Here is a 21,702-nt window from a genome sequence, read left to right as displayed (position 1 = left end):
TATGTTAAATTACAAAATTCCCAAAAAATGGTTAGTTTTGGTAACGATGGCTTTGATATCTGCCTTGTTGCTGGCGATCGCTTCTTCTGCCTCAAGTATTTATTTATATAGCAGCAGTAGAAATAATATCAAGGCAGATGCAGCAATTGTTTTAGGAGCAGCAGTTTGGGGAAAAGAACCATCTCCTGTTTTCAGGGAGCGAATTAACCACGCCATTAACTTATATAAAAATGGATCTGTTAAGAAGATCATTTTTACTGGCGGAGTTGGCGAGAGTAATGAACTAGCTGAAGCTATAGTTGGAAAAAATTATGCACTCGCGCAACAGGTAAAAGCTGCTGATATTCTCACTGAAACTCAATCTCGCACAACTCACCAGAACCTCAAAAATGCTTTGGAAGTAGCGAATGCTCACCAATTAACCAAGTTTCTTATTGTTAGCGATCCATTGCACATGAAGCGATCTGTATTGATGGCACGGGGCTTAGGAATGGATGCACATTCGTCTCCCACACCTACTACCCGCTATCGCAGTTTTCACAGTCAAATGGAGTTTTTGAGCCGAGAAACTTATTTTTACTTTGTCTACTTAGTGTTTAAAATCTAGCATCTAACTTAATAATTATTTGGTGCGTAGGCATCGCTGTTTTTGTACCCACAAAAGGAGCGAAAGTGGATAAAGTAACGAGCGATCCGCCTACACCCACTGTTGAAGCAAGCAACTGTGCAAGGCTTTCTTACCTTACTTACCAGTCCAATGTCTCTCGATAAGCGGAGGAAGCGTCTACACGCACAAAATGTGCTTCTATATTTGCTTATTCGCTCGAAATTTTCTAGCTCTGCTCAAACTTGATAGAAAAATTATTTTCAAAAGTATATTTTTATGCACTTAATTTTCTTTTTTTAAAGAATTAAAGATTTTCTAAAAATCTTGCTTACCATCTCAAAAAAATTAACTAAGAGTTACACTCACTTTTATAAATTATTAATAGTATATTTCCAATCAGAAATTACTTGATTTATGTGAAAAAGATTTAAGTTTTAATCTGTGAGAGTAAGTTTATGGGTGCTTTGAAAATTTTATCTATGTCCACTGCTAGAGCAACATTTATCGCTCTGAGCTTAGGATTAGGAATGCAACAGACGCAAGCATACACTCTTTTTAGTGACCAGACAACTTTTCAGAACCAACTGGACACTTTTATTGTTGATGATTATGAAAGCTCTGGGTATCTTCAGGGTAATATTCTTAACGAGTTAGACTTGGATATTCATACCAATGCTTCCATGAGTAGTGTGTTTAATGAGACACAATATAAGTCAACAACTGGATTTGAGGGTTTTGGATTTCCACCTGGCTCTGGGTATAACCTTATAGTAGAAAGAGACTCTGGTCACAGATACTGTACTGGTTGCAACGGTTCTTTCTTGTTAGATTTTACTCAAACATCTGTAGGGAATGCACTTGGCGTATTTGGCGCAGGTTTTGATATTTTAGTTAGCACTGATTACTTTGCTCATGTAACTTTTGGAGATAATACTGAGCAAGATTTTTCATTAGCAGGCAAAAGCTTTTTTGGCATTACATCTGATACAAATATTAAGAGTTTTAATATTGGACTTGCAGGTGGGCAGCCAACCATTGAGGGTTACATAGAGATTGATAATTTGACAATTGGATCAAAATCTGTGCCTGAACCTGACATGATAGGAGGAATGGTAACACTTGGATTTTTTGGGACTGTGTTGAAGAAAAAGCTGGCTCTGAAAAAAAAGTTAAAGGGTGTCCTACAATCCCTATAAACTGAAATAATCTAACAACTTATGCATCGCAGTTAATCATTTATAGGTGCGATCGCCTGACTAAAAAACAAAACAGATGAGGGGCGATCGCTAGCCTGTCGCTCCTTAAGATGAGTATAGTTTGTGTGAATGGATACTCGAAAGTTTCTTAGAGGAAAAAAGGAAAGTTCAGGCGTTGGCGATCGCCCTACTGCAAAGCGATGCCGAAGGCGGGCTACGCCTACGCTCCCCCTTTAATAGCTTGACTTGATTCAGTTCTGGGGGATAATCAGCTAGTCGATAAGCTAGTCGTAATACCTTGGAACCCAATCAGCTAAACTTATTTCCAGACGTGAAACCCACACCAGCACCTAGAACAGAGACATTGGTGATGAGTGCTGAGGCGCTGCTGCGGTGGAAAGCGCAAATTTTGGACTATCAGCAACGTGTGAGGGAAACCAAGCCAATGCAGCAGACTGCGTTATTTGACCTTGCACCAAAACACTGCGACCTAGACCAAATCGACCCTTTGCAATTGCAAGTGCGATCGCTCTCATTTTGGAGAATGCCAGCAGACAGCCCCGGTGATGCGTGTCTGTATTTCATCATTGACTCGGCGGCTGGTCTGATTTTGTATGTGGGTGAGACATGCAGAAGTAATAAGCGCTGGAAAGGGATTCACGCCTGCAAGGATTACATCGCCAGCTACCAGGATTTACATTATCGCTATGGGATGAAGACTGCGGTCAACATCGCTTTTTGGTGGGATGCGCCGATTGAGAGAAAACCCCGGCAAGAGTTAGAATTGAGTTTAATTTTGAAGTGGTGCAGTCCATTTAATAAAGAAAACTGGGAGCGCTGGGGGCAACCGTTTAGTTAGAAAGGCTATTTTAAAAACCACCAGGACATTCCAAGTTTGTCCCTGCGGTATAAGTTTCTGAATAGCTATTTTCTCCTTCCCCAACCGTGATGGTAACTGTTCTGGGTATGCTATAGCAGTTTTCATAGGGATTGTTGCTCCCGTACTCCCCGCCATCTGACTCAAAATACCCCCCACCTCCTCCTGAGCCACCGCCATTGGGAGTTGGTTGTTGAGTGCCAGGAATGGGAGTAGTTCCCACTGTCGAAAATAATGAAACGACTTTCCCTTTCTCACTACTGCCATCTTGCCACTTAAAAGAGACAACATCATCCCTTTGTATAAGCGTTTTTCCTGTGCTGAGGCGGATTGTATTTTCCCTTCCAATTAAACCAGTCATTCCAGCGATTCGCAATTCAACTATGTCATTGACACCGATTCCTTGTGCTGCTGGGACACCACTATATTCTGGTTTGCTTGCATCAATGGTGAAGGTAGCTGTTTGAGCAATTGTTGGTTGAATTGAAACTAATGCAAAAGAACAAGTCGCAACAATATTTGCCGTATTTTTGAGAAATGCGATGCTCATGAATTTTCTTCTTTTTTTTAATGGTTGTATATTTAACTGAGATAATCCAATAATTTATGCATAGTGGGGTGCGATCGCTTGGGGTTTCCTCGCTTGAATGGAGGCGATCGCTTTCTCCCAGAACTGAAAGCTGCTGTAAAGTAATTGATTAATTGTTGATGACAAATTAGTGCTGTTTTCTATGAACCAAGAAATTTGGATTCTTTACCAAAATGAACCAGGAATGCCAGGGCGGGTAATAGGAACTTTTAGCACTCCTGAAAAAGCGATGGCCTGCAAAGCTATTAGAGGTCAAATTGGCTTTAATCAATGGGATAAGAAGGAAGAATATTGGATTTGTAAACCGCTCGATAAAGAATACTATTTCTCAGTTGAACCATCAACGATTGATAGGTTAGTTGATGGCTAGTTGGTACTTCCTCGCTTGAATTGGTGGGGGCGATCGCTCATTTGGCAGTCCTACTATGTCATTTATTACACTTCCAACTCTCGTAGCAATGCCTCATTTATCCTTTGTGCCTCTTCCCCACTAGTTTCTACCACATCAAAGGCTTCTTTAACTGCTGCTTGAACTCTGGGAGGTAGTGCTTCAAATTTCTCGTTGTTTAGTATGGAAATGCGGCAACCGATATAGGGCATAAAGTCAACGAATGGCTGCATTCCCGATTTAATCAAAAGTTTTGATAACAATGTAATGGGATGGTAGGATTTATCGTTGTCTGAAGTGCTGTTAATTTCGGATGCAAAATAACCACACAGCCAACTGAGGCTATCAATATCTTTTTTTAAAGCTGCAACTGTACCATCTAACACTTGCTTGTTGAGTTTCACAGGCAGGTTGTCAAAAATTTGGTCTAATGCTTCTGGGTGTCGCTTATGGCAGTAGCCCACCGCAGATTCAACCAGCTTATCGATTTTTGTAGGTTGGCGTTGCCCAAATCCTTTGCCAGACATGGTAATTGGTGTATTAAGTACATGGATTTTAGCAGGATTTTGCTGCACCAGCTAGCATATCTTCGTCACTGCAATATTAATAGAGTACTGAGTATTGTGGCATAATACGAGCGCACCCAAAACTGCTTCACTCAGGCACATTTACAGAAGAATGAAATATGGGATGAAGTGCGTGCGGCGGAAAACTTTCTCGTAATAGCTGATGTTCATTCATGAAATCGTTATCTAGAATTCCATAGCATTTAGTCTTTTGGGCTATTTCTCTTACAAAATCCTCGGTGAAGACTACTCCAAAATAAGTGCTACCTTTAAACCGCTCACCTATCCAAGTTGGGTCAATTAATTCTCCATCATCATTGACCAGCCAAGCATGAGATACAGCTATATCAACATTATCACTAATAGCAAATCCCTCACAGTAGTTTAAGTTTGGATACCTCAACAATCCTTTTAAACAGTTTTCAAAGCAAGCTTTACGTTCACCTTTAAATGGTGATTTTACCTTTGTTACAAAAGGCTGCCCATGTTCTAAAATTAATCGTTGTGTACTTTTGTATTGAAAGTCAGAACGTGTGTTAAGTTTATCAATCAAGTCTGCTTGTTCTTTTAATATTGTCAACAGACGGTCTAAGTTACTGCTCATTATTTAAATAAATTCATTCTATAGGTTTTAGCCAACCAACACATTTTTGATAATGAAATTCCTCATCTTCACAGTTAGCAACTCTAACAACCTCTTCTTGATGATGAGGAACAGGAAAAGAACCGAAATATCCTTCTTTTATAGAACCATCTTCTAATAATAAAAGATAAATTCCATATTTTTCAGGTAGTCCTTCAATTAGTTCAAACTTTAATATTTTATTTGGCATGATAATTATCCTTGAACGAATCGCTAAAATCCTTGTTGTTCTAACTGTCTGAGTTTTTCTAGTTTCCGATTTAGAAGTGCAGCATCAGTTTCAGGTTCACCATTGTCATCTGTACAACGTTCTTCTTCCAACCATTCCAACAGTTCGGTTTTTGGGCGAAACGATATTATAGGGCGCTTTTGATTGTACTTTTCTTGCGATTCATAAACTTTATCACGGTTAGCTTCGTTCCAAAGCTGTTGGTTAGATTTAGCAGAAGATTGGCTTTGTGAAAATTCTGGCATTACTTCTATTTTGAGATAGCCTCCTTGACTTTTGAACTGCCAACGTTTGTTGTAACTATCAAAATGTTTTTTTGCACCTCGTTCTGTCTTCCATCGCTTGCACCAATGCAAATCTTTATTAGTCCAAGCATATTCAGTATCATAACTAAATGTGTATAGCCAACCTAAAGGCTCATTTTCTTTGGTATAGCAACGGTATCCGTAGTACATCAGTCCAAGTTTTTAGTATTATTGATGATAAATAGTTCTTTGTCATTTTCAATGCTGGAGTACTTGTTATCACGAAGGATGACTTTTATAGGATATTCACTCTCTGCGAAATACTTTTTGGTTTTATCTAACAATTCTTCTAAATCATTATCTTCTAATATTTTTATACTTCTGACGAATTCCGGACGGTTTTTAAAAGTAGTTGTTGGTACTTTCAGCATCCAAACATTACTTCGAGCTTTGCTCGAATAGTCGGAATAAACCAAAATATACCCCCATTTTTCAGCCAATTCTATAATCTGCTTTTTAAGCATGAGTAGTCATTTGTGTTTTGGTGACATATTGGTTAAACATAAAAAATTTAGTTAATAGGTTCATGTTCGCTGAGATATTTTTTGATAATTTGCTCAATTCCTGCTTCCATTACATCCATGTGACCATCAATGTCAGCATACCAGCCGTACTGATTTAGAGCGTGAATTACTGATTTCACTGCTAGTTTAGCTGCTTTATTACGTCTTTCTTCTAATGGGTCTATCGTATCTATAACTTCTTTATCTTGTGCTGGTGCTGAAGCCTTATCAATAATTGACTGTGCTTTCTCTGGTGTACACAAATAAGTTGCCTCGCCCAAAGCACCTACTTCTCTTCCATTTCGGTTGTAACGAGTGCCATTTTTGAGAGTAATTGTACCACTAGATGAAACATGTATAACTTCATCAATTACGGCTTTTGTACCACGCTTATCATCATAGAAAAATACTCCGATTTTATCTCCTGTTTTTAGTTCTAGTGTGTTCATTTTTATTCTACTAAATTGGATGAAGTGATTTAAAAATTAATCTCTCAATAAACTTCTCACTTATTAATAATTAATATTGGCTTGTTTTTGAAGGTAGTATGCAAATTCTATTGCCTCGTCAATATCGTCAAATTCTTTCTCCCCAATCAAAGTTTTCCAGTCCAGCATAAAGTTAATGACTCCACCTTTAACGCCAGGATAGAAAGTTACACTTACCGAATGCTCTCCTTGAGTTCTGTTAAGTGGTTTAAGAAGCTTAAAAAGTTCATCTATTTTGGATTGTGCATTAGTCATTTCAAATTCAATATAGTTTTTACTTCTAATGTATTTATATTTATTCTACTCAATCTCACTAAGTGGATCAAAGATTAAGCTATCTATAAAATCATCGGGAAAATTGGTTTCTTTTTCTCTATTAGCTATCTGATACCATTCATAAACATGAAGTATGTACGAGTGCAATTTGGTAGAATTTCTCCCTTTTAGTTTTCCTTGTTTTGTTATTAATATGTTAATTACTTCTTTAGTTTTTATTCTTCTTAAAGGGTGTTCATCAAACTGAATAAATCTTATGCCTTCTGGTTCAATACGAAATTCAATTTTCTCAAAATCCACAAATGGATACATATCCTCTTTCTTGATTTCAGAGGGATTTTTATAAGGAATATAAAGAGTCGGCATAAGCAATTAAAATTTTAAGGTTTAATAAATGAAGTCATCATAAATGCTGGAAAATTCCGATTTTATTGCATCAAACTTAATTCCAGCAGTGCCTCAGTTTGCGTTAACAACCTGCCAGAGTACGGCGATCGCCAACACACCCCTGGCTGTTTTGCGTTATCTTCCTTATGCCATCCGGCTGCTTGTAGCTTTTGCGCTTGGGCATCACGTTGAATAATTCCTGCCACAATTTCTTTAGCCTGTCCCAACGTATCCACCCGCCGCAGCTTACTTTTTTGACTGCTGCTAACTAGAAACGGAGTTGCCCCGCTTCTATCTTCAATCAACCAGCCTTTAGTTGTGTTACTCCGTCCGGGGATACCGTTAGAGTAATAGGTATTACGAATGTAAAACCTACCATCACAAGTAAGATATTCGCCTGCCTCAATACGTTTTAACTTCATGATGATTCTAAGAGGAATTCTCACTTGGGAGCGATCGCTTACGGTGTAGCTTATCGCTGACTATTAATTATTACATAGTTTACTATGAACTTACAAGCAGACAAAATTGTATTCATGGCGATCGCGGTTGAGTTGAAAGACCCAGCCGCCTGTTACTTCTTGAATCGTGACTGCACCAATGTAGTGGCGAATGTGCATTGCAGTGTCGATATTACCCCAGATAGGAGTTGTCATTGTTGCATCGTGTTGTAGGTATGCACCGCTATCATTTTTGATTACATAGGGGTAAGCACTATACATAACTTTTTTAATTAACTCTCTATTACTTGAGATAATACGGTGTTTGTGGTGATGCGATGCCTGCGGCGGGCGGGTACGCCATCGCAGTCCTTTAATTAAGACGATTTACAGCAATCTCTATCAGTTTTGTTATTTCTTCGGGGCTGGCATCTTCTGAAGGGATAATAGTTATCAAAGATAGAGAATACCGATTAAGCACTGTCTTTACTTTGAACGGAAGAGTAGCATAAGTGCATCCATTTAGTTCTGTCTTAACTTCTAATCCACTCAAAACTAATTGATTAGTGTAAAAATCTACAATTGCTTTTAACCTCTGTTTGCCATCAAGAACTTCGTATGTATGATATGACCTTTCGTAGAGAACAATTGGCATTACAGGTAAATTAAGGATAAAAGATTCAATTAGCTTAGATTTTTTAATATCATTCCAATCCTGAGTAGATTGACTTTCATTAGCAATCGTCATGTAGTTAGGATTAGACCTAATATTTTCAACTAGCGCTGGTAACTTTACTCTACCAATTTCTTGGATTAATGTACCCTGACCTGATTCATATTTGACATTGATTTTATCGTCTGTCATCATGATGATTCCTTAGCTGACAAAATTGTACTCATAGCCCAATACGGTTAAGTTGAAAGACCCAGCCGCAGTTTATGAAACGTAAGGTAGAGTGAAATTATTCATTATCTACAAGCTTATAAATATATTCAGGTTCTAGCCCTCTGCCGCTTCTAACGGGTGATTGCTTAAGTTTAATTTTTTCAACTGTACGTTTTTTAGTCAGTTGACTTAGCAATGAACTAATTGAGTTAGGATTCATACCTGTATTTGATGCAATCTCAGCACGAGTGGCACTACCACCTAGTTTTCTAATAGTTCTAATAATCTTTTCTTGACTTCCAGGTTCATATTTTTTATCTTGATTTATGTCTTCATATTTTTTATCTTGATTTATTTCTATCCCAATAGTTGCTAAAACTTTATTAGTTAATTGCTCTTTGATATCATCATCAATCGACAAATTTTCAATCTCGCTTAATGTTTGAACTGCTAAATGAAGTGCTTGTATCGTTTCTAAAGATTCCATCTGCTGATTATGATTCTTTTCCACCCATTACTAGAACTGGCTCAATCCAGACTAATTTTCTTTGCTGTCTGCCTTCTCCGTAAGGTTGATTGCGTAAGAAGCCTCTGCGCCAATGAACGCTCTTAGTACCATGTGTCCCGCTACTGCCTTCACTGCTTTGTGTCCCTTCACGTTTAAATCGATATCCAAGTCCTAGCCAAAGTGGTTGATAAAAATCTTGGGCTTGCGCTTTACCAAAACCTTTATTAATTCTAATTACCTCGCTTGTTGTATCTACAAGTTCGGGGCGGCACTCCATAATCAAAATCAATCGTAGGAAAATGGATTGTAAATATTCATTAAATCCTTTAACAACTTTGGGGTCAATATCTTCTGAATCAGTATAAGTAACTTTTTGTCCATTAAGTTTAAATCGGCGGCAAAATGAACTAGAACCATCGGTTGCTGCCCAATAAAGGATATCAGCTTCACTATCGTAATTCCAAAAAATAGCATCAACGCTCCTATTTTCAGGAGAAAGAATCACACCTTTAGGCAGCATAAACATTCCCGTTTTCATTGCCCAGTTTAAACTCTCAATTTCGACAGTTAAAACCGATTGCAGCAATGCTTCTAATAAATCTTTGTTCACCCAATATGCAGGACATTTGGCTTGACCGACTTTAAACAAGGTGTATAAGGTGATGTAAATCGATTCTCCGGGATTAGTTCTTAATTGGCGCAGTAGTTTTTGTTCCTCCGTAGAGTAGTAAATGTCTGCAACAAAACTGCAAATCTTCTCATAACTTTCGTAACCGTCTACATGAGCAACGGGACGAATAACAATTTCTTTATACCAACCTTTAGGCTTTTTGGTCATGCAGCACGCCTCGAAAACTCCTCTCGATGCCATTGTAGAGAATCTTGCCTTGGATAATACTGTTCCTGGGCTGGGAGGATAATGCGATCGCCCCTAAACTCCTGCATCGGCTTGGCGTTGGGTGACACTTCTCGCAAATTGTCAGCAACGATGATGGTGTAATCATCGTTGATGGTGAACCAGAAGCGGTCAAATGCCCAATGATGATTTTTACACAGTGAAAGCCCGTTATTGATGCGGTCATCGTAGAACTGAGAAAATGGTTTGATATGTGACCCATCCACAATGTTCTGTCCGAGTGAGTCGAGTATTTGTAACCCGCAGAACGCGCAAGTGTGATTGTAAGTTGAAACAACGATTTTACGGAACGCACCATCTCGCACAATTACAGCTTGTTCATCTTCTAATTCCTCTGGCTGGTAGACCTTGCCGCCGGAGCGTTGCAGCTGGTTTTGTAGTTCAGCAAAGGCGTTGACCTGAAGTAACTGTTCAATATCCTGTGTTTTATCGCTAAACCAGGAATCAATTAGCACATGGGTTAATATACTTCGCTCTTGTGGGTTTTGGAGAATTTGCCATAGTTCATCATCAAGGTAGGCGTACTCAACTGCCTGCCTAATAGCACCAGGAGTAACAATTTTTGCTTTAGATGTAACCGTTAATTCAAATCCGAGATTGGGTTGAAAATGCCAAAAGCCGTCGTTTCTGAGGTAAAAAAACGGTTGCCCAATATCTGGTTTACGTACTGGCTCCAGGTGGCTCCACAGCTTGAAAAATGTGGCAATGAGTTCAGCAGATAAAGGAACTTGATTTCGCCTTATCTCCCCCTGGCTTATTAGCTCGATAATTGATAGCAGCAAAATAGGTTTATTCGGTGCAATCCCACTGGAACGAGATACCCTGAGATTAGCAAACTTATTGATGTAGTAGGCAAGATTTTTCGTCATTTCAACTATAAAATAATACAGATGTACACCTAATTCACATAACTGTATAGGTTGTTTTCCATCTGTCGCAAATCCTTACTGATTTACTCAACTAGAGCCAGAGCAATTTTATCGTTTAAAATAACCGTTTTAGCAGCACTAATTGATGTATAACTCATCACATCTTTGCAATAAAACTGTGGGTGGTCGGGATGCAAGTTATATGTTACTCGCTGGTAGCCTTTATCAATGAGCGATCGCACTGCGTTATCACTTAGCCGATCCCACCCTAACGACTCTAAAATCCCCACAACATAGGCGTGAACATTTTTGCGACCTTGGTTAATAGCACGTTCTCGTCCCTTGCGCTCAACCTCAAACACAGCATCACTCAAGGTACACACCCCAGCATGAGTTAGCAGCGACCCGCTTTTTCCCCCTGACTTGAGTGAAAAGACGTGATAATGCAGGTTGAAGTAAACCCCTACGCGCTGACCGTAATAGTCGGTTGGGTGAATGATACTGAACGGATACCGATGAGTCATAATGCGCCTGCGGCTACAACCCGCATATTCTACAGCAAATATTAGCAGGCTAATACTGATAACCGTAATAGGACTGATGTGTTTTCAGATACTTGAAAGCTAGGCTGTTGCCAAAATTGTGAGTATCTAAAAATACAATGAGCGAGTCAAAGTTTTTTGCGATTGACCCGAAGCTAGAGGATTATTGGCGGGCGATTATATTGTTTGGTAAAAACGTTGCGTGTTATAAATTTGCACTGGCAAAGTCATTGTTAGAATTAGCACCGCAGGGTAAAAGTATCATCACCTTAGAAGAGTTAGCACAACCGTATTCGAGACATATTATCGAACATTTAAAAATTGTGGATAAGCAAACTACCTCACTTTCTAGTCGCTTTTTAGACGCTTGCCGCCAGTTCAACAACGGAGACATAACTAAAACACGATTGATTGACACTACAGTGCAGCGTGGCTTTGAAAATGTGATTGATGCCTTCCATAACCTTAGCGTCGGAGAGACTGCGGTACGGTTTTTTATCGATGAGCGTCGAGGGTCAAATAAAGGTATTGTCTTGACGGATGAGCTATTTAAACTGTTAGACAAGCTTCAGTCTGAAAACTTACCCCACGAAGTCGAAGCACGGTGGCGGCTTGTAGAGACAGCTTGGGAACTAAACATTTCGCGCAATTTGATATCTATTGGTTACGACCCAGACAACCAACTGCTGTTTACATTTAGCGATCGCAAGCGGCGGGTAGATGTTACTTCATGCCGGGATGCTCTCAACGGCTATCAAAAAGGTAAATGCTTCTACTCATTTGCAGATATTTCAATTGAGCCAGGGTCAGAGAATTTGGCAGATGTAGACCATTTTTTTCCTCACTTTTTGAACGAGTACATCAGAAATGTCGATGGCGTATGGAACTTGGTTTTGTCATCGCAAGAATGCAACCGGGGCGAAAGGGGGAAATTTGATAGACTCCCTGATATCAAATATTTAGAACGCTTGCACAAGCGTAACGAATTTTTGATTACCAGCCACCATCCACTACGCGAAACACTTATTCAACAAACGGGTAACACTGAAGAAAAACGCCACAAATTTTTGCTTTCAACGTATCATAAAGTACAATTACGCTTAGGAAGCGGACTTAATGATGGCTGGAAAGCAGGGTTTGAATACCCAGCAACGTTTTAAAATAGCAGGTGCAATGTCAAGTTTCTAAAAAATATGCGCGAATATCGCTGCACCCGTAATGCCCTCTATACCCATGACTGCATCGGACATGATGATACCACTCCACGCCAGGGGCATTACATCTGGGCAATCAACGAAGAAGCTGCATGGCAGGAAATGGCGCGGCGGTATCCAGATGAAACCGAAGCGGGGTTTACTGTGCATGAGTGGGAAGGGTTTGATGTGAAGGTGGTGGAGGTTAAACGGGATGACGAAGGAAACATTATTGAGTAAATGTAATAACTGATTCTGTTAAAATTGAACCCAACAGTGCAACACAGCTTAAAAATGAACGAGCCAACAAAGAATATAAATGAAAGTCAATTCATGGACTTTTTTCTAGCTGCCCTCAAAGACAAAGCTTTACTAGATAAATTCATGAATATTAAAGGTGATAAGGATGCACTTCTCAGCTTGGCTGCTGAGTATGGTTACAATTTGAGTCGTGAATCACTCGAACCTGGGGTAAAAAGAGTAATGGATATTATTGAACCCATTGTCTTCGATGAAAGCTCAAATTTGGGAATTAATTGAGGATTAATAAAGTGGCACAAACGGAAATAATTTAGCAAGATGAAATACCTAACGCTTAATTTTGCACAGGTTCTACCGTCATGATATATTGACCATACGAACGACCATTTTCCCATTCACTAGCATCAACCATATAATAAGTATTGTCCAACTTGAAGACTGCCATTCTTTTATTTATCCTGGTGGCTACTTGGATTGCAACACTGACAAGCTCTTGAAAATTTTCACGTATCATTTGTAATTACAATTCCATCTTGATAAACTCCTAGTTTTTTATTAATTTACAAAAATCTCAATAAAAACATATTTAAGATTTTGTCATATACAGTTATTTACTCAACAACAAGATTATTACAAAATTGTTTTACATAAAGAAACTATAATAAAATTGAAGAATATCTATATTTTAACTATTAATGATTAATTCATTACGGCTGAGAAATTTCAAAGCTTTTGAGAATCAATTGCTTGAGTTAAAATCGCTTACCCTAATTTCCGGCTACAACAGCACTGGCAAATCCTCTGTATTGCAAGCAATATCATTGCTGCGTCAATCTTACCAGCAAGGTTTACTACATAGCACTGGCTTATTACTCAATGGTAACTTGGTAAATATTGGTAGAGCTAGTGATGCTTTATATGAGAATGCAAAAGAAGACTATGTAGGATTTGAACTTATTTTTCAAAACGAAATTAAAGGAATTTGGCACTTTAACTACAATTCATTAGAGAGAGAAGCTGATGTTTTAGAACTTGGATTCAAATCTGTTGATGCTGATGTTTATCATTCAAGCATTTTCAGCGGAGAATTTCATCACCTTCAATCAGAACGTGCAATAACTACATCAGGAATTTTGGATTATCAAAGGCGAGAACTTAGACAAATTGGTGTGCTTGGCGAATATACAGCACATTTTCTTTATACATACGGTAGTCAACCAATCCCCATCGCCCAACTCGCTCACCCGCAAGCAAAATCAATGAATTTGATAGACCAAGTTGAGGCATGGATAGGAGAAATAAGTTCTGGTCTAAGCATCCAAGTTAATACATATTTAGATATAGATTGGGTTAACTTAAAATTTAGTGACCATATTGGGTATGGAATTACTTACGTATTACCAATTATCGTAGCAATCCTCGCCTCCAATCCAGGTGCGTTAATTCTTATTGAACACCCAGAAACTGGACTCCACAACCAAGCACAAACAAAGCTGAGTAAGCTGTTAGCGCTGGCTGCAAACTGTGGCGTTCAAGTTGTGATAGAAACTCATAGCGACCATATTTTAAACGGAATTCGTCTTGCTGTTCATGATGGTAAACTTGAACCAGAAGATGTGCAGTTACATTACTTTCAGCGTCAAGAAAACCAAGGTCAAGCTTTTATTAAAGTTGTGTCACCCCGCATTAATAAAGACGGCAGAATTGACCGATGGCCTGATGGCTTCTTTGATGAGTGGGACAACAGTTTAACAGTTTTATTAAAACCTGCAAAAATATAACTTTATGGACGATTTTACACAAATACAAACATTTTTGCTTAGACAAGAAGCTCAAGCGAATTTAGATAATTTAGTTAACAATTTACAAATAATACAATCTTTATTACAAGAAGGTCAAAGCCCAAGAATAGAGAATATCATTAAAGACTCAATACATCTTATTGAAAACATCATGCCAAATCTAGCATTTGATGAGGCTTTGAAATTGACTTATTTAGTTAGATTCTTAGTGAATTGTCTATTGAATTTAGAAACAATCAGCAGTGATACAGATAAAATCAATCAGACTATTCAAGAAATTACTATTTGGCATGATACCGTTATCACAATATTCCAATCCAACTAATAAATTTAATAAATAGAGATGCACATTAACACCTAATATCAATAAACACGTAAATGTGTGTAGCGATGCCTACGCTCATCCGGCAGCTATACTATGTCATTTACTATACTTATAACTCACGTAGCAGCGCCACGTTCAAAGATTCTGGCAATTTGGCATAACTTATCTGTATTTTGCAGTTTAAATGAGATATCAACAGAACAGCCACAAATCGCCAGTTGTTGACCCAACGCTGTAGAAGAACTCAACAGCCCACAGCGCTCGGTTATCGCTTCTCTACAACTGGCTAGTAATGTACTAGAAAATACATAGTAAATGTGCGATCGCTCCTATCCTCGCTTGAATTGGGGCGATCGCTCATCTGGCAGTCATACTATGTCATTTATTACACTTCCAACTCTCGTAGCAATGCCTTATTTATCCTTTGTGCCTCTTCCCCACTAGTTTCTACCACATCAAAGGCTTCTTTAACTGCTGCTTGAACTCTGGGAGGTAGTGCTTCAAATTTCTCGTTCTAGTATTAAGGTTAGCGGACTGTGCAATATCAATATATATAATAATTATGCCTGTAATTCTTTAAGACAAAAAGTAAAATAGATGTAGCTCGAATTGACCAATTACAAGCTCCCGTCATGAAGTTACCAAACCTTGATCCCCAAACTATTGATCGCATCATTGAAATGGCATGGGAAGATAGAACACCTTTTGATGTTATTCAAACTCAGTTTGGGCTGCAAGAGAAACAGGTAATTGCCTTAATGCGGCAGCAAATGAAAGAATCCAGTTTCCGTATGTGGCGAGAGCGAGTTACTAAACGCAAGACAAAACATTTAAATAAGCGAGAGTTTATAGCAGGTAGGTTTAAGTCACAAAATCAAAAATCATGAACATGAATGTGTGACAGGTGCGATCGCTCTTTTTTCCTCTAAGAATTGGTAGGGGCGATCGCTTGGTTTCCTCTAAGAATAGAGAGCGAACACAATCAAATTGCTTTGGTCGCTATTTTACCTAATGGGATATCCTCTAAGAATCGAGAAAGCGATCGCTAAACCTTTACGCTCAAGCTACTGAATAATAGTTTGACCCGGCATCCGAGGTGGTGGCGGTGGAGAAGTCTGCGCTCTAGGCGCAGGTGGTGAATTGATTTGACGAGCAAGTGCCAACACAGTAGACCTAAACTGCTCTACATCTTCAGGCTTGTTGTAGAACACAATAATGCTGAGAGTGCTGGTATAAATTATCAACCACCGTTGTTTGATAAAGAAGTAAAGAATAATGAATATAATGCCAAGACCATACAAAAAGAGGGTTGTAATTCCTAGAACCAATAACCAAGCAAGTGGGCCAGAGGAAATTTCTATTGATTTAATATCCTGAATTCTGGTCTGAATATCCTTTTTTTCTAGTCCGTAGCCTGAGTCTATGTTACTTTGCAGTAAATCACCAACAATTTTAATCCGAATCTTTGCTCTGCCAGCAGTGGGAACAATTATATTCCCCCAGATTAAACCTGGTTTACCGCTAATTTCTATGTTTGACTGTAATGAATTACTTCTCATATTGCACCTATCTAATAAAATTTCATCGCTTGAATTAACCTGTTTTAACTGCTATCTTTGCCCTTGCTGACTCAACACGACGGGTCTATTATGAACGGCGATGCCTGCGGTGCTTGCTAGCCTACGCAAGTGTGAGTATCAAAATTACCTATCTTAAAAAAGATTCAAAAATTCGGTAACGACTTCTAAAGGATGGTTATAACACTCACTTGCATTAAATCTAACTGTCTGAATACCATCACGTAATAAAACTCTATCCCTTCTATAGTCTCTAGTTCTTTGTGATGCTTGCTGATGATGTTCTCCATCAACTTCCAAAATCATACACTTTTGTTTATAGAAAACTAAAAAATCTATTTCTACTCTTTCTTTACTTTTTTTGTCACTATTAGAAATTGGTAAATCATTTAAATCCATGAAAGCACGACTATTAGCAAAAAATAAAACACGTTGATTATATAAAGCATGTGCTATCCTAACTTCTGTTTTCGACCTAAAATTTAACCCGCCCCATTGATGTCGAGCATTAACATCATCTTTAGAAAATTTACTTTTAGCAAAAGATATTTCAATTTTTATACTATTTAAAATATCTAGCTTCCAATCCTCATTGAAAAATAATATCCACCAATGTTGTGTTGTTTGTCCATCACGTTGGTCAGCGTATGCTAAATGTAAGTTAGAAGCTAGTTCTTTATAAAATCCTGGCTTATTTTTTATAGATAACCAGTCACTAATACTTTTTCTAGTATAATTTTTATTTGAATAAATTTTAAAAATATAATCAATTAAAGAAGAGGTTCGTAATTCTACAAAATAGCGTAAATTAGAACTTTTTAATACAATTGCACTTTCGTCAAGATTGTATTCGTCTCCTGATGGGTTAAATTTAGTTTTTCCCTCTTGGGTTGCAACATTCATATTCTTTACTATCTATTGCTTGTGTATTTTTTACTTAAAAATGGGAGGTAGCTATGTCTATGACGAGCGAAGTGATTGTTAAATATTTAAAATCAAATATTATTTATTATCTCTAGACATTGCCTTTGCAAATTTATTAATTCTAATAATTGTAATTCTAAAGTTTTAAATACATCACTTGGCTGATTGATTTTAGCTAGTTTTATAATTACGGCTTCTTCTGCATTGATTTTTTTATAGATATCGCTAATTAAATCATTTTTAAATCTATTATATTTTTTAATTTGTTTTTTTTGTTTTAAAAACAATGGAAGCTCAGGTATAGCTGTTATGATATTTAACCAACTGACAGGATGATATATATTGATATGTGAACTAAGAGTATACTCATTAAAACCAAGCAAAGCCTCTGTTTTTTTTAAATAAACATCTTCATATATACTAGTCTTTGCAATCTCTATTAAAGCTGTTTTTGCATTGTTCATATCATTAAGTAAATAATGACAAATTGCTAGTCCTACGTGAGCATAAAAAAGCCGCTCATTTTTTTCAAAACAAGTAGCTTTAGTAAAACCAGCCCTGGCATCGTTAACAAGCACAGACTGTTGTTCATCCGAACAACTAGAATTACACGCTTGAAGAAGTGTTTTCCAAGCAGCATTAAATTCTACCTGTGTCAAACGGTCAATTTTACTTTCAATAGATTCTATTAATTTTGAAGCTTTCGCTAGTCTTATGGAAATGTCAATAAATCCTTTAGAAGCTCCGAAAAGTGCCGTTAATGAAATAGGTTCACTCATATAAATAATTATCTGGTCTGCTGCAATGTATACTTAATTAGCTGGGGTGCGATCGCTTGCCTGAGATTTTCTCTATGTGGCAGCGATCGTTCCTCATCCTTTTTGAGCGTCGCGCCTCCTATCCCCCCTGTTCTCCTTCCTCTTAAAAAAAGGTGGCAGATTCCGATGCTTGGCTTGGACGAAGGGCTGAGGTGCAAGCAATTACACACTGCACATTGCCTTTATTGATGAATCGATTCCCACACTTTCTTGATTGCTTTCTTAGTAAAAACAGAAAAATCACCCTTCATCATCCAATCATAATAACTAGGATCATCTTTTGAAAAAACTTGTAATAATGTTTTGCCTTTATGCTTCCCAAAATTAAATATCTCCCTTTGTTCATCATCATAGACTACTTTTTTAGTTGGATCGAGTAAGTTAATAGGTGTGAAACTGCTGAGAATTTCTAAGTTATTTTGTATTGGATAAGATATGTTGCCCTCTTTGTTTTCATACGGTACATTCTCATAATGTTGAAGCTGTGCTTTTAAAACTTCATAGGTAGCGCGAACATCATTTGCTGCATCATGAGCGCCAACTAAATTTTTATCGCAGTAGAACTTGTAAGCAGCTTTTAAATTACGAGGTTCCATTTCATGAAATATGGTTAGCACATCAACGATATTTCTTCCTTCAAGCTTAAAATCTACTTCAGCACGGAATAATTCTGCTAACAGCAGAGGAATGTCAAACTTATTAGAGTTATATCCTGCAATATCGCTGTTTCCAATAAAAGCTGCCAAGCTCTGAGCTACTTGATCAAAAGTAGGTGAGTTGATAACATCATTATCATAAATTCCATGAACTTTAGATGCAGCAGGAGGAATAGAAACAGTCGGATTAATTGTCAAGGCTTTTATATCGTCACTCCCATCAGGGAAAACCTTTAGTATTGCGATTTGAACAATGCGGTCTTTGACTATATCTTTTCCTGTTGTTTCTAAATCAATAAATGCTAATGGACGTTTTAGGTTTATATTCATGTGATTTTCCTTTAGGAATACAATTTTTTCTCAACTTACAGCGTTTTTTAGGTAAATGAGGTACATGGGTAGGGGCGAACGGCCGTACCCTACGGGAAGGCAAAGCCTACGCCCTTACAATAGTCTGTACCTTATAAACTCCGAATCTGCTGTAAATGCTGCTCTGGAATTAACTAATTGACATCATTAATTCCACTTCGGCAAATACTTAGCTAACAAATCTTGACCCTGAACGCCCATCTCATCAAGCTTCTGCTCAATAAGCTTCATCGCCATTGGCGACGGCGTTGAGCGTCCATTTTCCCAACGGTTGATTGTGCTATATGTAACGCCTAGAGAGGTTGCTAACTGTTCTTGCGTAAGCCCGAAGGCAAGCCGCAAATCATGAATGATCTGCCCCACCTCTGGCTGTTTCATAGCCAAGGGTTTTTTGATAGTCATTTAGCTTTGAAACTTGACCCATTAGTTTAAGTAGCGGATGCTATATTATTTGCTACATATTAAACGCGCTAAAGCTGAATATCCATCCGTATATACGCGGCTATACTTGGAAATTATTTTTTATTAGTAAAGTTTTTTGCTTTAATAAAGGCGATTTTTTAAGTGATGTTGAACTTGAATTCTTAGAGGAAAAGTTTGGAAGTGCGTAGCTTGCCGCCGTAGGCATCGCTCCTCTTGTTCAAGCGAGGAAATGTAGCAGACAGGCGATCGCCCCCTCGCCCCCTACAGCTGCTCCATCTTAATCCCTACCACTTCCATCATCACCGTAGTAATTGGCACTAATCGCCCCACAGTGGTGTAATAGCTATTCCCCACTGGCGTTGTAGTTGAACGCTCCCGAAACCGCCGCATGGTGATGTGAAACCACTCTCGCGTCTTTGGCATCGGCAAGCGATACAAAAGCCGAGTGTTGACAAAGTAATAAAACAGCCAGTTTGCCTCGGTGTACATAAAGCAGCCGGGGGTTCCTTTCTCCAGGTTGCTATGCGTCTCGAAGAACAAGTTACGAGTTTTATTCCATCTATCACCCTTAATCTCAATCAAAATTTCGCCACTGTGCGTTGTCCAGATGAGGTCAATATCTCTGCGTTGGTAATCTGGGTCATCCTCAACATTAACAACGCTAATAGTTTCTGGTTGGGAGCGCAGCCAAGCTTCAATATCAGTAGCAGCCAGCTTTGCTACTTCTTGAGCGTCGTGCATGGTGTAAGTCATGGCTGCATCTCCAGGAAGAGCAAGGCATATTAGTTTATTATTTCACTTTTGTTACTTCTTACATAAAGCACTTATAGGAATTCTTAGAACAAAAGTTAATGACCCATTGAATAATTACATGGGGTAATGCGATCGCCTTCATATAAAGGTTACTATATCAAGATTTTGTAAAAGTTAGTTCGACAAATCTAGCCATGTTACTCCAAACGGGAATCATAGAGGTAATTAAAAAGTTCTGAACACTATGTATAAAGTTATTGCAACTGGATTAATTGCTCTGGATGTATTACTGTTTTTAACTCAACCAGTAAAGGCACAGAAAGTGGTAATAGAAGACTGTACTGCAACTATTAATGCTGCCCAAAGCCACATTGCAGAGGGTCGAAATGTGGAAGTATCAATTAGGAGTCAAGATATTTCTGAGAGTTACCCAGATCATCCAGAAAGTCGTCCTTACAATTACCTGTTTTTGATGGAAGGGGCTGCAACTGATTCAATCATGAATTCACCTCAATTTATGAAGTCAATTGCCAATAATGTAATAAATAACTGTGGTTCTGTGAGTTCAGTTACTTTTGCCTTAAATCACAGTGGTTGGAGCTATTCAATTGGTTTGATGTCAAATGGCAAGATAGATTTTTTTGATTGCATAGAACACGAAGACTACAATACAAAACTGAACTGGGGGCAACAGTACTGTAGCTTGTAGTGCTACACTCAGCAAAATTTAGCAGACTTCTTTCAATTAACTAATTATTTGTCACTGTTAACAGATTGATGTCACATTTAACAAATTGATGTCATTGTTAACAGATTACGTGTCACAAGTTTCTGGCTTAGGCGCAGTCCGTTGGAGGCATTGCTCCCGCCCGTTCTTAGAGGAAAAGTTGCACTCAAAGAGCGATCGCTCTTTGGGGCGCAGTACACTGGTACTATGAAAATTCCAGACTGCGATCGCTGTTTATTTTGCGCCCATGACCCCCACCTCGTCTGTGTTGTTCACCCAACAGGCCCAGACGGTGATAGCTGCTTAGACTTCCGTAAAGACCCCAACGCCGAGCCAGTAGAACTGTGGGAGCCGGAGGGGGCCACTTATTACAATGGCGAGTTGATTGTGCAGCCCCGCCAGAGATGGACACCAGAGGAACAGCTAGAACTCATCGACACTCACCCAATGTTTACTGGTAAATGTCCTCAATGCGGGTTTACGTTTGACCGCGACTACACCTCAAGGGTGCATTGGGATTGCCCTGAGTGCGGGTGGATGGATGATAGCGTGTAGAGGTTGTTGCAGCAGCTTCAGCTTTTGGGATGATAACTTTGATGGTGCGATGCCTGCGGCGGTCACTGAGCCGGTCGTTGTGCGGTAAACTACGCTCTATTATT

The 21,702-nt window shown here is 38.5% G+C and carries 35 protein-coding genes; 13 read left to right on the top strand and 22 right to left on the bottom strand.

Translation table 11 applies throughout. From position 1 onward, the window contains the following. Nucleotide 1 precedes the first annotated feature (1 nt). From VF06_RS28120 to VF06_RS28110, 4 genes are all read left to right on the top strand, one after another. A complete protein-coding gene (locus tag VF06_RS28120; RefSeq protein ID WP_099069306.1) occupies nucleotides 2-607 on the top strand; it encodes a YdcF family protein in 606 nt (201 codons plus the stop codon). A 455-nt stretch (nucleotides 608-1,062) separates the two neighbouring features. After that, nucleotides 1,063-1,803, top strand: coding sequence for a hypothetical protein (locus VF06_RS28115; RefSeq protein ID WP_099069305.1), 741 nt, complete (start codon nucleotides 1,063-1,065; stop codon nucleotides 1,801-1,803). A gap of 121 nt (nucleotides 1,804-1,924) precedes the next feature. Then, a complete protein-coding gene (locus VF06_RS42960) occupies nucleotides 1,925-2,053 on the top strand; it encodes a hypothetical protein (RefSeq protein ID WP_257207571.1) in 129 nt (42 codons plus the stop codon). A gap of 81 nt (nucleotides 2,054-2,134) precedes the next feature. Continuing rightward, nucleotides 2,135-2,662, top strand: coding sequence for a GIY-YIG nuclease family protein (locus VF06_RS28110; protein ID WP_306506653.1), 528 nt, complete (start codon nucleotides 2,135-2,137; stop codon nucleotides 2,660-2,662). A gap of 10 nt (nucleotides 2,663-2,672) precedes the next feature. Here VF06_RS28110 and VF06_RS28105 read toward each other — a convergent pair whose 3' ends face one another. Continuing rightward, nucleotides 2,673-3,230: a hypothetical protein gene (locus VF06_RS28105; protein WP_099069303.1), complete on the bottom strand. Its 558-nt coding sequence runs from the start codon at nucleotides 3,228-3,230 to the stop codon at nucleotides 2,673-2,675. Nucleotides 3,231-3,411: 181 nt separating this feature from the next. Here VF06_RS28105 and VF06_RS28100 point away from each other — a divergent pair, with 181 nt between their 5' ends. Further along, nucleotides 3,412-3,639 (top strand): hypothetical protein, encoded by a 228-nt coding sequence (locus VF06_RS28100; protein WP_099069302.1) that lies wholly within the window; start codon nucleotides 3,412-3,414, stop codon nucleotides 3,637-3,639. 65 nt (nucleotides 3,640-3,704) lie between these two features. Here VF06_RS28100 and VF06_RS28095 read toward each other — a convergent pair whose 3' ends face one another. The 15 genes from VF06_RS28095 to VF06_RS28025 form a co-directional block, all read right to left on the bottom strand. Further along, entirely contained in the window at nucleotides 3,705-4,232 is a 528-nt protein-coding gene (locus VF06_RS28095; RefSeq protein WP_244918155.1) for a hypothetical protein, read from the bottom strand. Nucleotides 4,233-4,311: 79 nt separating this feature from the next. Continuing rightward, the gene (locus tag VF06_RS28090) at nucleotides 4,312-4,827 is read right to left on the bottom strand and encodes a hypothetical protein (protein ID WP_099069301.1); all 516 of its coding nucleotides are present in this window, start codon (nucleotides 4,825-4,827) and stop codon (nucleotides 4,312-4,314) included. 13 nt (nucleotides 4,828-4,840) lie between these two features. Further along, nucleotides 4,841-5,056 carry a hypothetical protein gene (locus VF06_RS28085; protein ID WP_099069300.1) on the bottom strand — a complete coding sequence of 72 codons (216 nt, stop codon included), beginning with the start codon at nucleotides 5,054-5,056 and terminating at the stop codon, nucleotides 4,841-4,843. Nucleotides 5,057-5,079: 23 nt separating this feature from the next. Beyond that, complete coding sequence (locus tag VF06_RS28080) at nucleotides 5,080-5,550, bottom strand: hypothetical protein (protein WP_099069299.1); 471 nt, start codon at nucleotides 5,548-5,550, stop codon at nucleotides 5,080-5,082. Further along, nucleotides 5,550-5,864 carry a hypothetical protein gene (locus VF06_RS28075; protein WP_099069298.1) on the bottom strand — a complete coding sequence of 105 codons (315 nt, stop codon included), beginning with the start codon at nucleotides 5,862-5,864 and terminating at the stop codon, nucleotides 5,550-5,552. Before VF06_RS28075 ends, VF06_RS28080 begins: the two co-directional genes overlap by 1 nt. 47 nt (nucleotides 5,865-5,911) lie before the next feature. Next, nucleotides 5,912-6,352, bottom strand: coding sequence for a hypothetical protein (locus VF06_RS28070; protein ID WP_099069297.1), 441 nt, complete (start codon nucleotides 6,350-6,352; stop codon nucleotides 5,912-5,914). 63 nt (nucleotides 6,353-6,415) lie between these two features. Further along, nucleotides 6,416-6,646 carry a hypothetical protein gene (locus VF06_RS28065; RefSeq protein ID WP_099069296.1) on the bottom strand — a complete coding sequence of 77 codons (231 nt, stop codon included), beginning with the start codon at nucleotides 6,644-6,646 and terminating at the stop codon, nucleotides 6,416-6,418. Nucleotides 6,647-6,691: 45 nt separating this feature from the next. Beyond that, nucleotides 6,692-7,033 (bottom strand): hypothetical protein, encoded by a 342-nt coding sequence (locus tag VF06_RS28060; RefSeq protein ID WP_099069295.1) that lies wholly within the window; start codon nucleotides 7,031-7,033, stop codon nucleotides 6,692-6,694. A 62-nt stretch (nucleotides 7,034-7,095) separates the two neighbouring features. Beyond that, a complete protein-coding gene (locus tag VF06_RS28055) occupies nucleotides 7,096-7,476 on the bottom strand; it encodes a hypothetical protein (protein ID WP_099069294.1) in 381 nt (126 codons plus the stop codon). A 90-nt stretch (nucleotides 7,477-7,566) separates the two neighbouring features. Further along, on the bottom strand, nucleotides 7,567-7,776 hold the full coding sequence (locus VF06_RS28050; protein ID WP_099069293.1) for a hypothetical protein: 210 nt from the start codon (nucleotides 7,774-7,776) through the stop codon (nucleotides 7,567-7,569). Between the two features lie 91 nt (nucleotides 7,777-7,867). After that, nucleotides 7,868-8,362, bottom strand: a complete 495-nt coding sequence (locus VF06_RS28045; protein WP_099069292.1) for a DUF262 domain-containing protein — start codon at nucleotides 8,360-8,362, stop codon at nucleotides 7,868-7,870. A gap of 94 nt (nucleotides 8,363-8,456) precedes the next feature. Next, entirely contained in the window at nucleotides 8,457-8,867 is a 411-nt protein-coding gene (locus VF06_RS28040; protein WP_099069291.1) for an ATP-binding protein, read from the bottom strand. 7 nt (nucleotides 8,868-8,874) lie between these two features. Beyond that, the gene (locus VF06_RS28035; RefSeq protein ID WP_099069290.1) at nucleotides 8,875-9,726 is read right to left on the bottom strand and encodes an AcrVA2 family anti-CRISPR protein; all 852 of its coding nucleotides are present in this window, start codon (nucleotides 9,724-9,726) and stop codon (nucleotides 8,875-8,877) included. After that, nucleotides 9,723-10,673, bottom strand: coding sequence for an HNH endonuclease (locus VF06_RS28030; RefSeq protein ID WP_099069289.1), 951 nt, complete (start codon nucleotides 10,671-10,673; stop codon nucleotides 9,723-9,725). The genes VF06_RS28035 and VF06_RS28030 overlap by 4 nt, the downstream gene beginning before the upstream one ends. Nucleotides 10,674-10,756: 83 nt before the next feature. Next, nucleotides 10,757-11,197 (bottom strand): L5-gp82 domain-containing phage-derived protein, encoded by a 441-nt coding sequence (locus VF06_RS28025; protein WP_143861783.1) that lies wholly within the window; start codon nucleotides 11,195-11,197, stop codon nucleotides 10,757-10,759. Nucleotides 11,198-11,334: 137 nt separating this feature from the next. Between VF06_RS28025 and VF06_RS28020 the strand changes: the two genes are divergently transcribed. From VF06_RS28020 to VF06_RS27990, 6 genes are all read left to right on the top strand, one after another. Next, nucleotides 11,335-12,375 carry an HNH endonuclease family protein gene (locus VF06_RS28020; protein ID WP_099069287.1) on the top strand — a complete coding sequence of 347 codons (1,041 nt, stop codon included), beginning with the start codon at nucleotides 11,335-11,337 and terminating at the stop codon, nucleotides 12,373-12,375. Between the two features lie 33 nt (nucleotides 12,376-12,408). Then, on the top strand, nucleotides 12,409-12,648 hold the full coding sequence (locus tag VF06_RS28015) for a hypothetical protein (RefSeq protein WP_099069286.1): 240 nt from the start codon (nucleotides 12,409-12,411) through the stop codon (nucleotides 12,646-12,648). Nucleotides 12,649-12,702: 54 nt separating this feature from the next. Next, nucleotides 12,703-12,948, top strand: coding sequence for a Nif11-like leader peptide family natural product precursor (locus tag VF06_RS28010; RefSeq protein WP_099069285.1), 246 nt, complete (start codon nucleotides 12,703-12,705; stop codon nucleotides 12,946-12,948). Between the two features lie 416 nt (nucleotides 12,949-13,364). Continuing rightward, nucleotides 13,365-14,450, top strand: coding sequence for an AAA family ATPase (locus VF06_RS28000; RefSeq protein ID WP_099069283.1), 1,086 nt, complete (start codon nucleotides 13,365-13,367; stop codon nucleotides 14,448-14,450). A gap of 4 nt (nucleotides 14,451-14,454) precedes the next feature. Continuing rightward, nucleotides 14,455-14,796 (top strand): hypothetical protein, encoded by a 342-nt coding sequence (locus tag VF06_RS27995; RefSeq protein ID WP_099069282.1) that lies wholly within the window; start codon nucleotides 14,455-14,457, stop codon nucleotides 14,794-14,796. A 632-nt stretch (nucleotides 14,797-15,428) separates the two neighbouring features. Further along, the gene (locus VF06_RS27990; RefSeq protein WP_099069281.1) at nucleotides 15,429-15,683 is read left to right on the top strand and encodes a TIGR03643 family protein; all 255 of its coding nucleotides are present in this window, start codon (nucleotides 15,429-15,431) and stop codon (nucleotides 15,681-15,683) included. A 177-nt stretch (nucleotides 15,684-15,860) separates the two neighbouring features. Here VF06_RS27990 and VF06_RS27985 read toward each other — a convergent pair whose 3' ends face one another. The 6 genes from VF06_RS27985 to VF06_RS27960 all read right to left on the bottom strand — a co-directional run bounded on the left by VF06_RS27985 (nucleotide 15,861) and on the right by VF06_RS27960 (nucleotide 20,316). Then, nucleotides 15,861-16,355, bottom strand: coding sequence for a hypothetical protein (locus VF06_RS27985; protein ID WP_099069280.1), 495 nt, complete (start codon nucleotides 16,353-16,355; stop codon nucleotides 15,861-15,863). A gap of 153 nt (nucleotides 16,356-16,508) precedes the next feature. Next, the gene (locus VF06_RS27980; protein WP_099069279.1) at nucleotides 16,509-17,276 is read right to left on the bottom strand and encodes an endonuclease domain-containing protein; all 768 of its coding nucleotides are present in this window, start codon (nucleotides 17,274-17,276) and stop codon (nucleotides 16,509-16,511) included. 92 nt (nucleotides 17,277-17,368) lie between these two features. After that, entirely contained in the window at nucleotides 17,369-18,076 is a 708-nt protein-coding gene (locus VF06_RS27975) for a hypothetical protein (protein ID WP_099069278.1), read from the bottom strand. Nucleotides 18,077-18,297: 221 nt separating this feature from the next. After that, a complete protein-coding gene (locus tag VF06_RS27970; RefSeq protein WP_099069277.1) occupies nucleotides 18,298-19,101 on the bottom strand; it encodes a 3'-5' exonuclease in 804 nt (267 codons plus the stop codon). 186 nt (nucleotides 19,102-19,287) lie between these two features. Then, a complete protein-coding gene (locus tag VF06_RS27965; RefSeq protein ID WP_099069276.1) occupies nucleotides 19,288-19,542 on the bottom strand; it encodes a helix-turn-helix domain-containing protein in 255 nt (84 codons plus the stop codon). Between the two features lie 282 nt (nucleotides 19,543-19,824). Then, complete coding sequence (locus VF06_RS27960) at nucleotides 19,825-20,316, bottom strand: hypothetical protein (RefSeq protein ID WP_099069275.1); 492 nt, start codon at nucleotides 20,314-20,316, stop codon at nucleotides 19,825-19,827. Nucleotides 20,317-20,560: 244 nt separating this feature from the next. On the opposite strand from VF06_RS27960, the gene VF06_RS27955 reads away from it, so the two are divergent. Further along, on the top strand, nucleotides 20,561-21,025 hold the full coding sequence (locus tag VF06_RS27955; RefSeq protein WP_099069274.1) for a hypothetical protein: 465 nt from the start codon (nucleotides 20,561-20,563) through the stop codon (nucleotides 21,023-21,025). A gap of 225 nt (nucleotides 21,026-21,250) precedes the next feature. Continuing rightward, nucleotides 21,251-21,598, top strand: a complete 348-nt coding sequence (locus VF06_RS27950; protein ID WP_099069316.1) for a hypothetical protein — start codon at nucleotides 21,251-21,253, stop codon at nucleotides 21,596-21,598. The last annotated feature ends 104 nt before the right edge of the window (nucleotides 21,599-21,702 follow it).

This window comes from Nostoc linckia z4 (assembly GCF_002608075.1).
Taxonomy (GTDB): domain Bacteria; phylum Cyanobacteriota; class Cyanobacteriia; order Cyanobacteriales; family Nostocaceae; genus Nostoc; species Nostoc linckia.
Note: the sequence above shows the minus strand (reverse complement) of the source record. Positions and strands in the feature narration are given on the sequence as shown.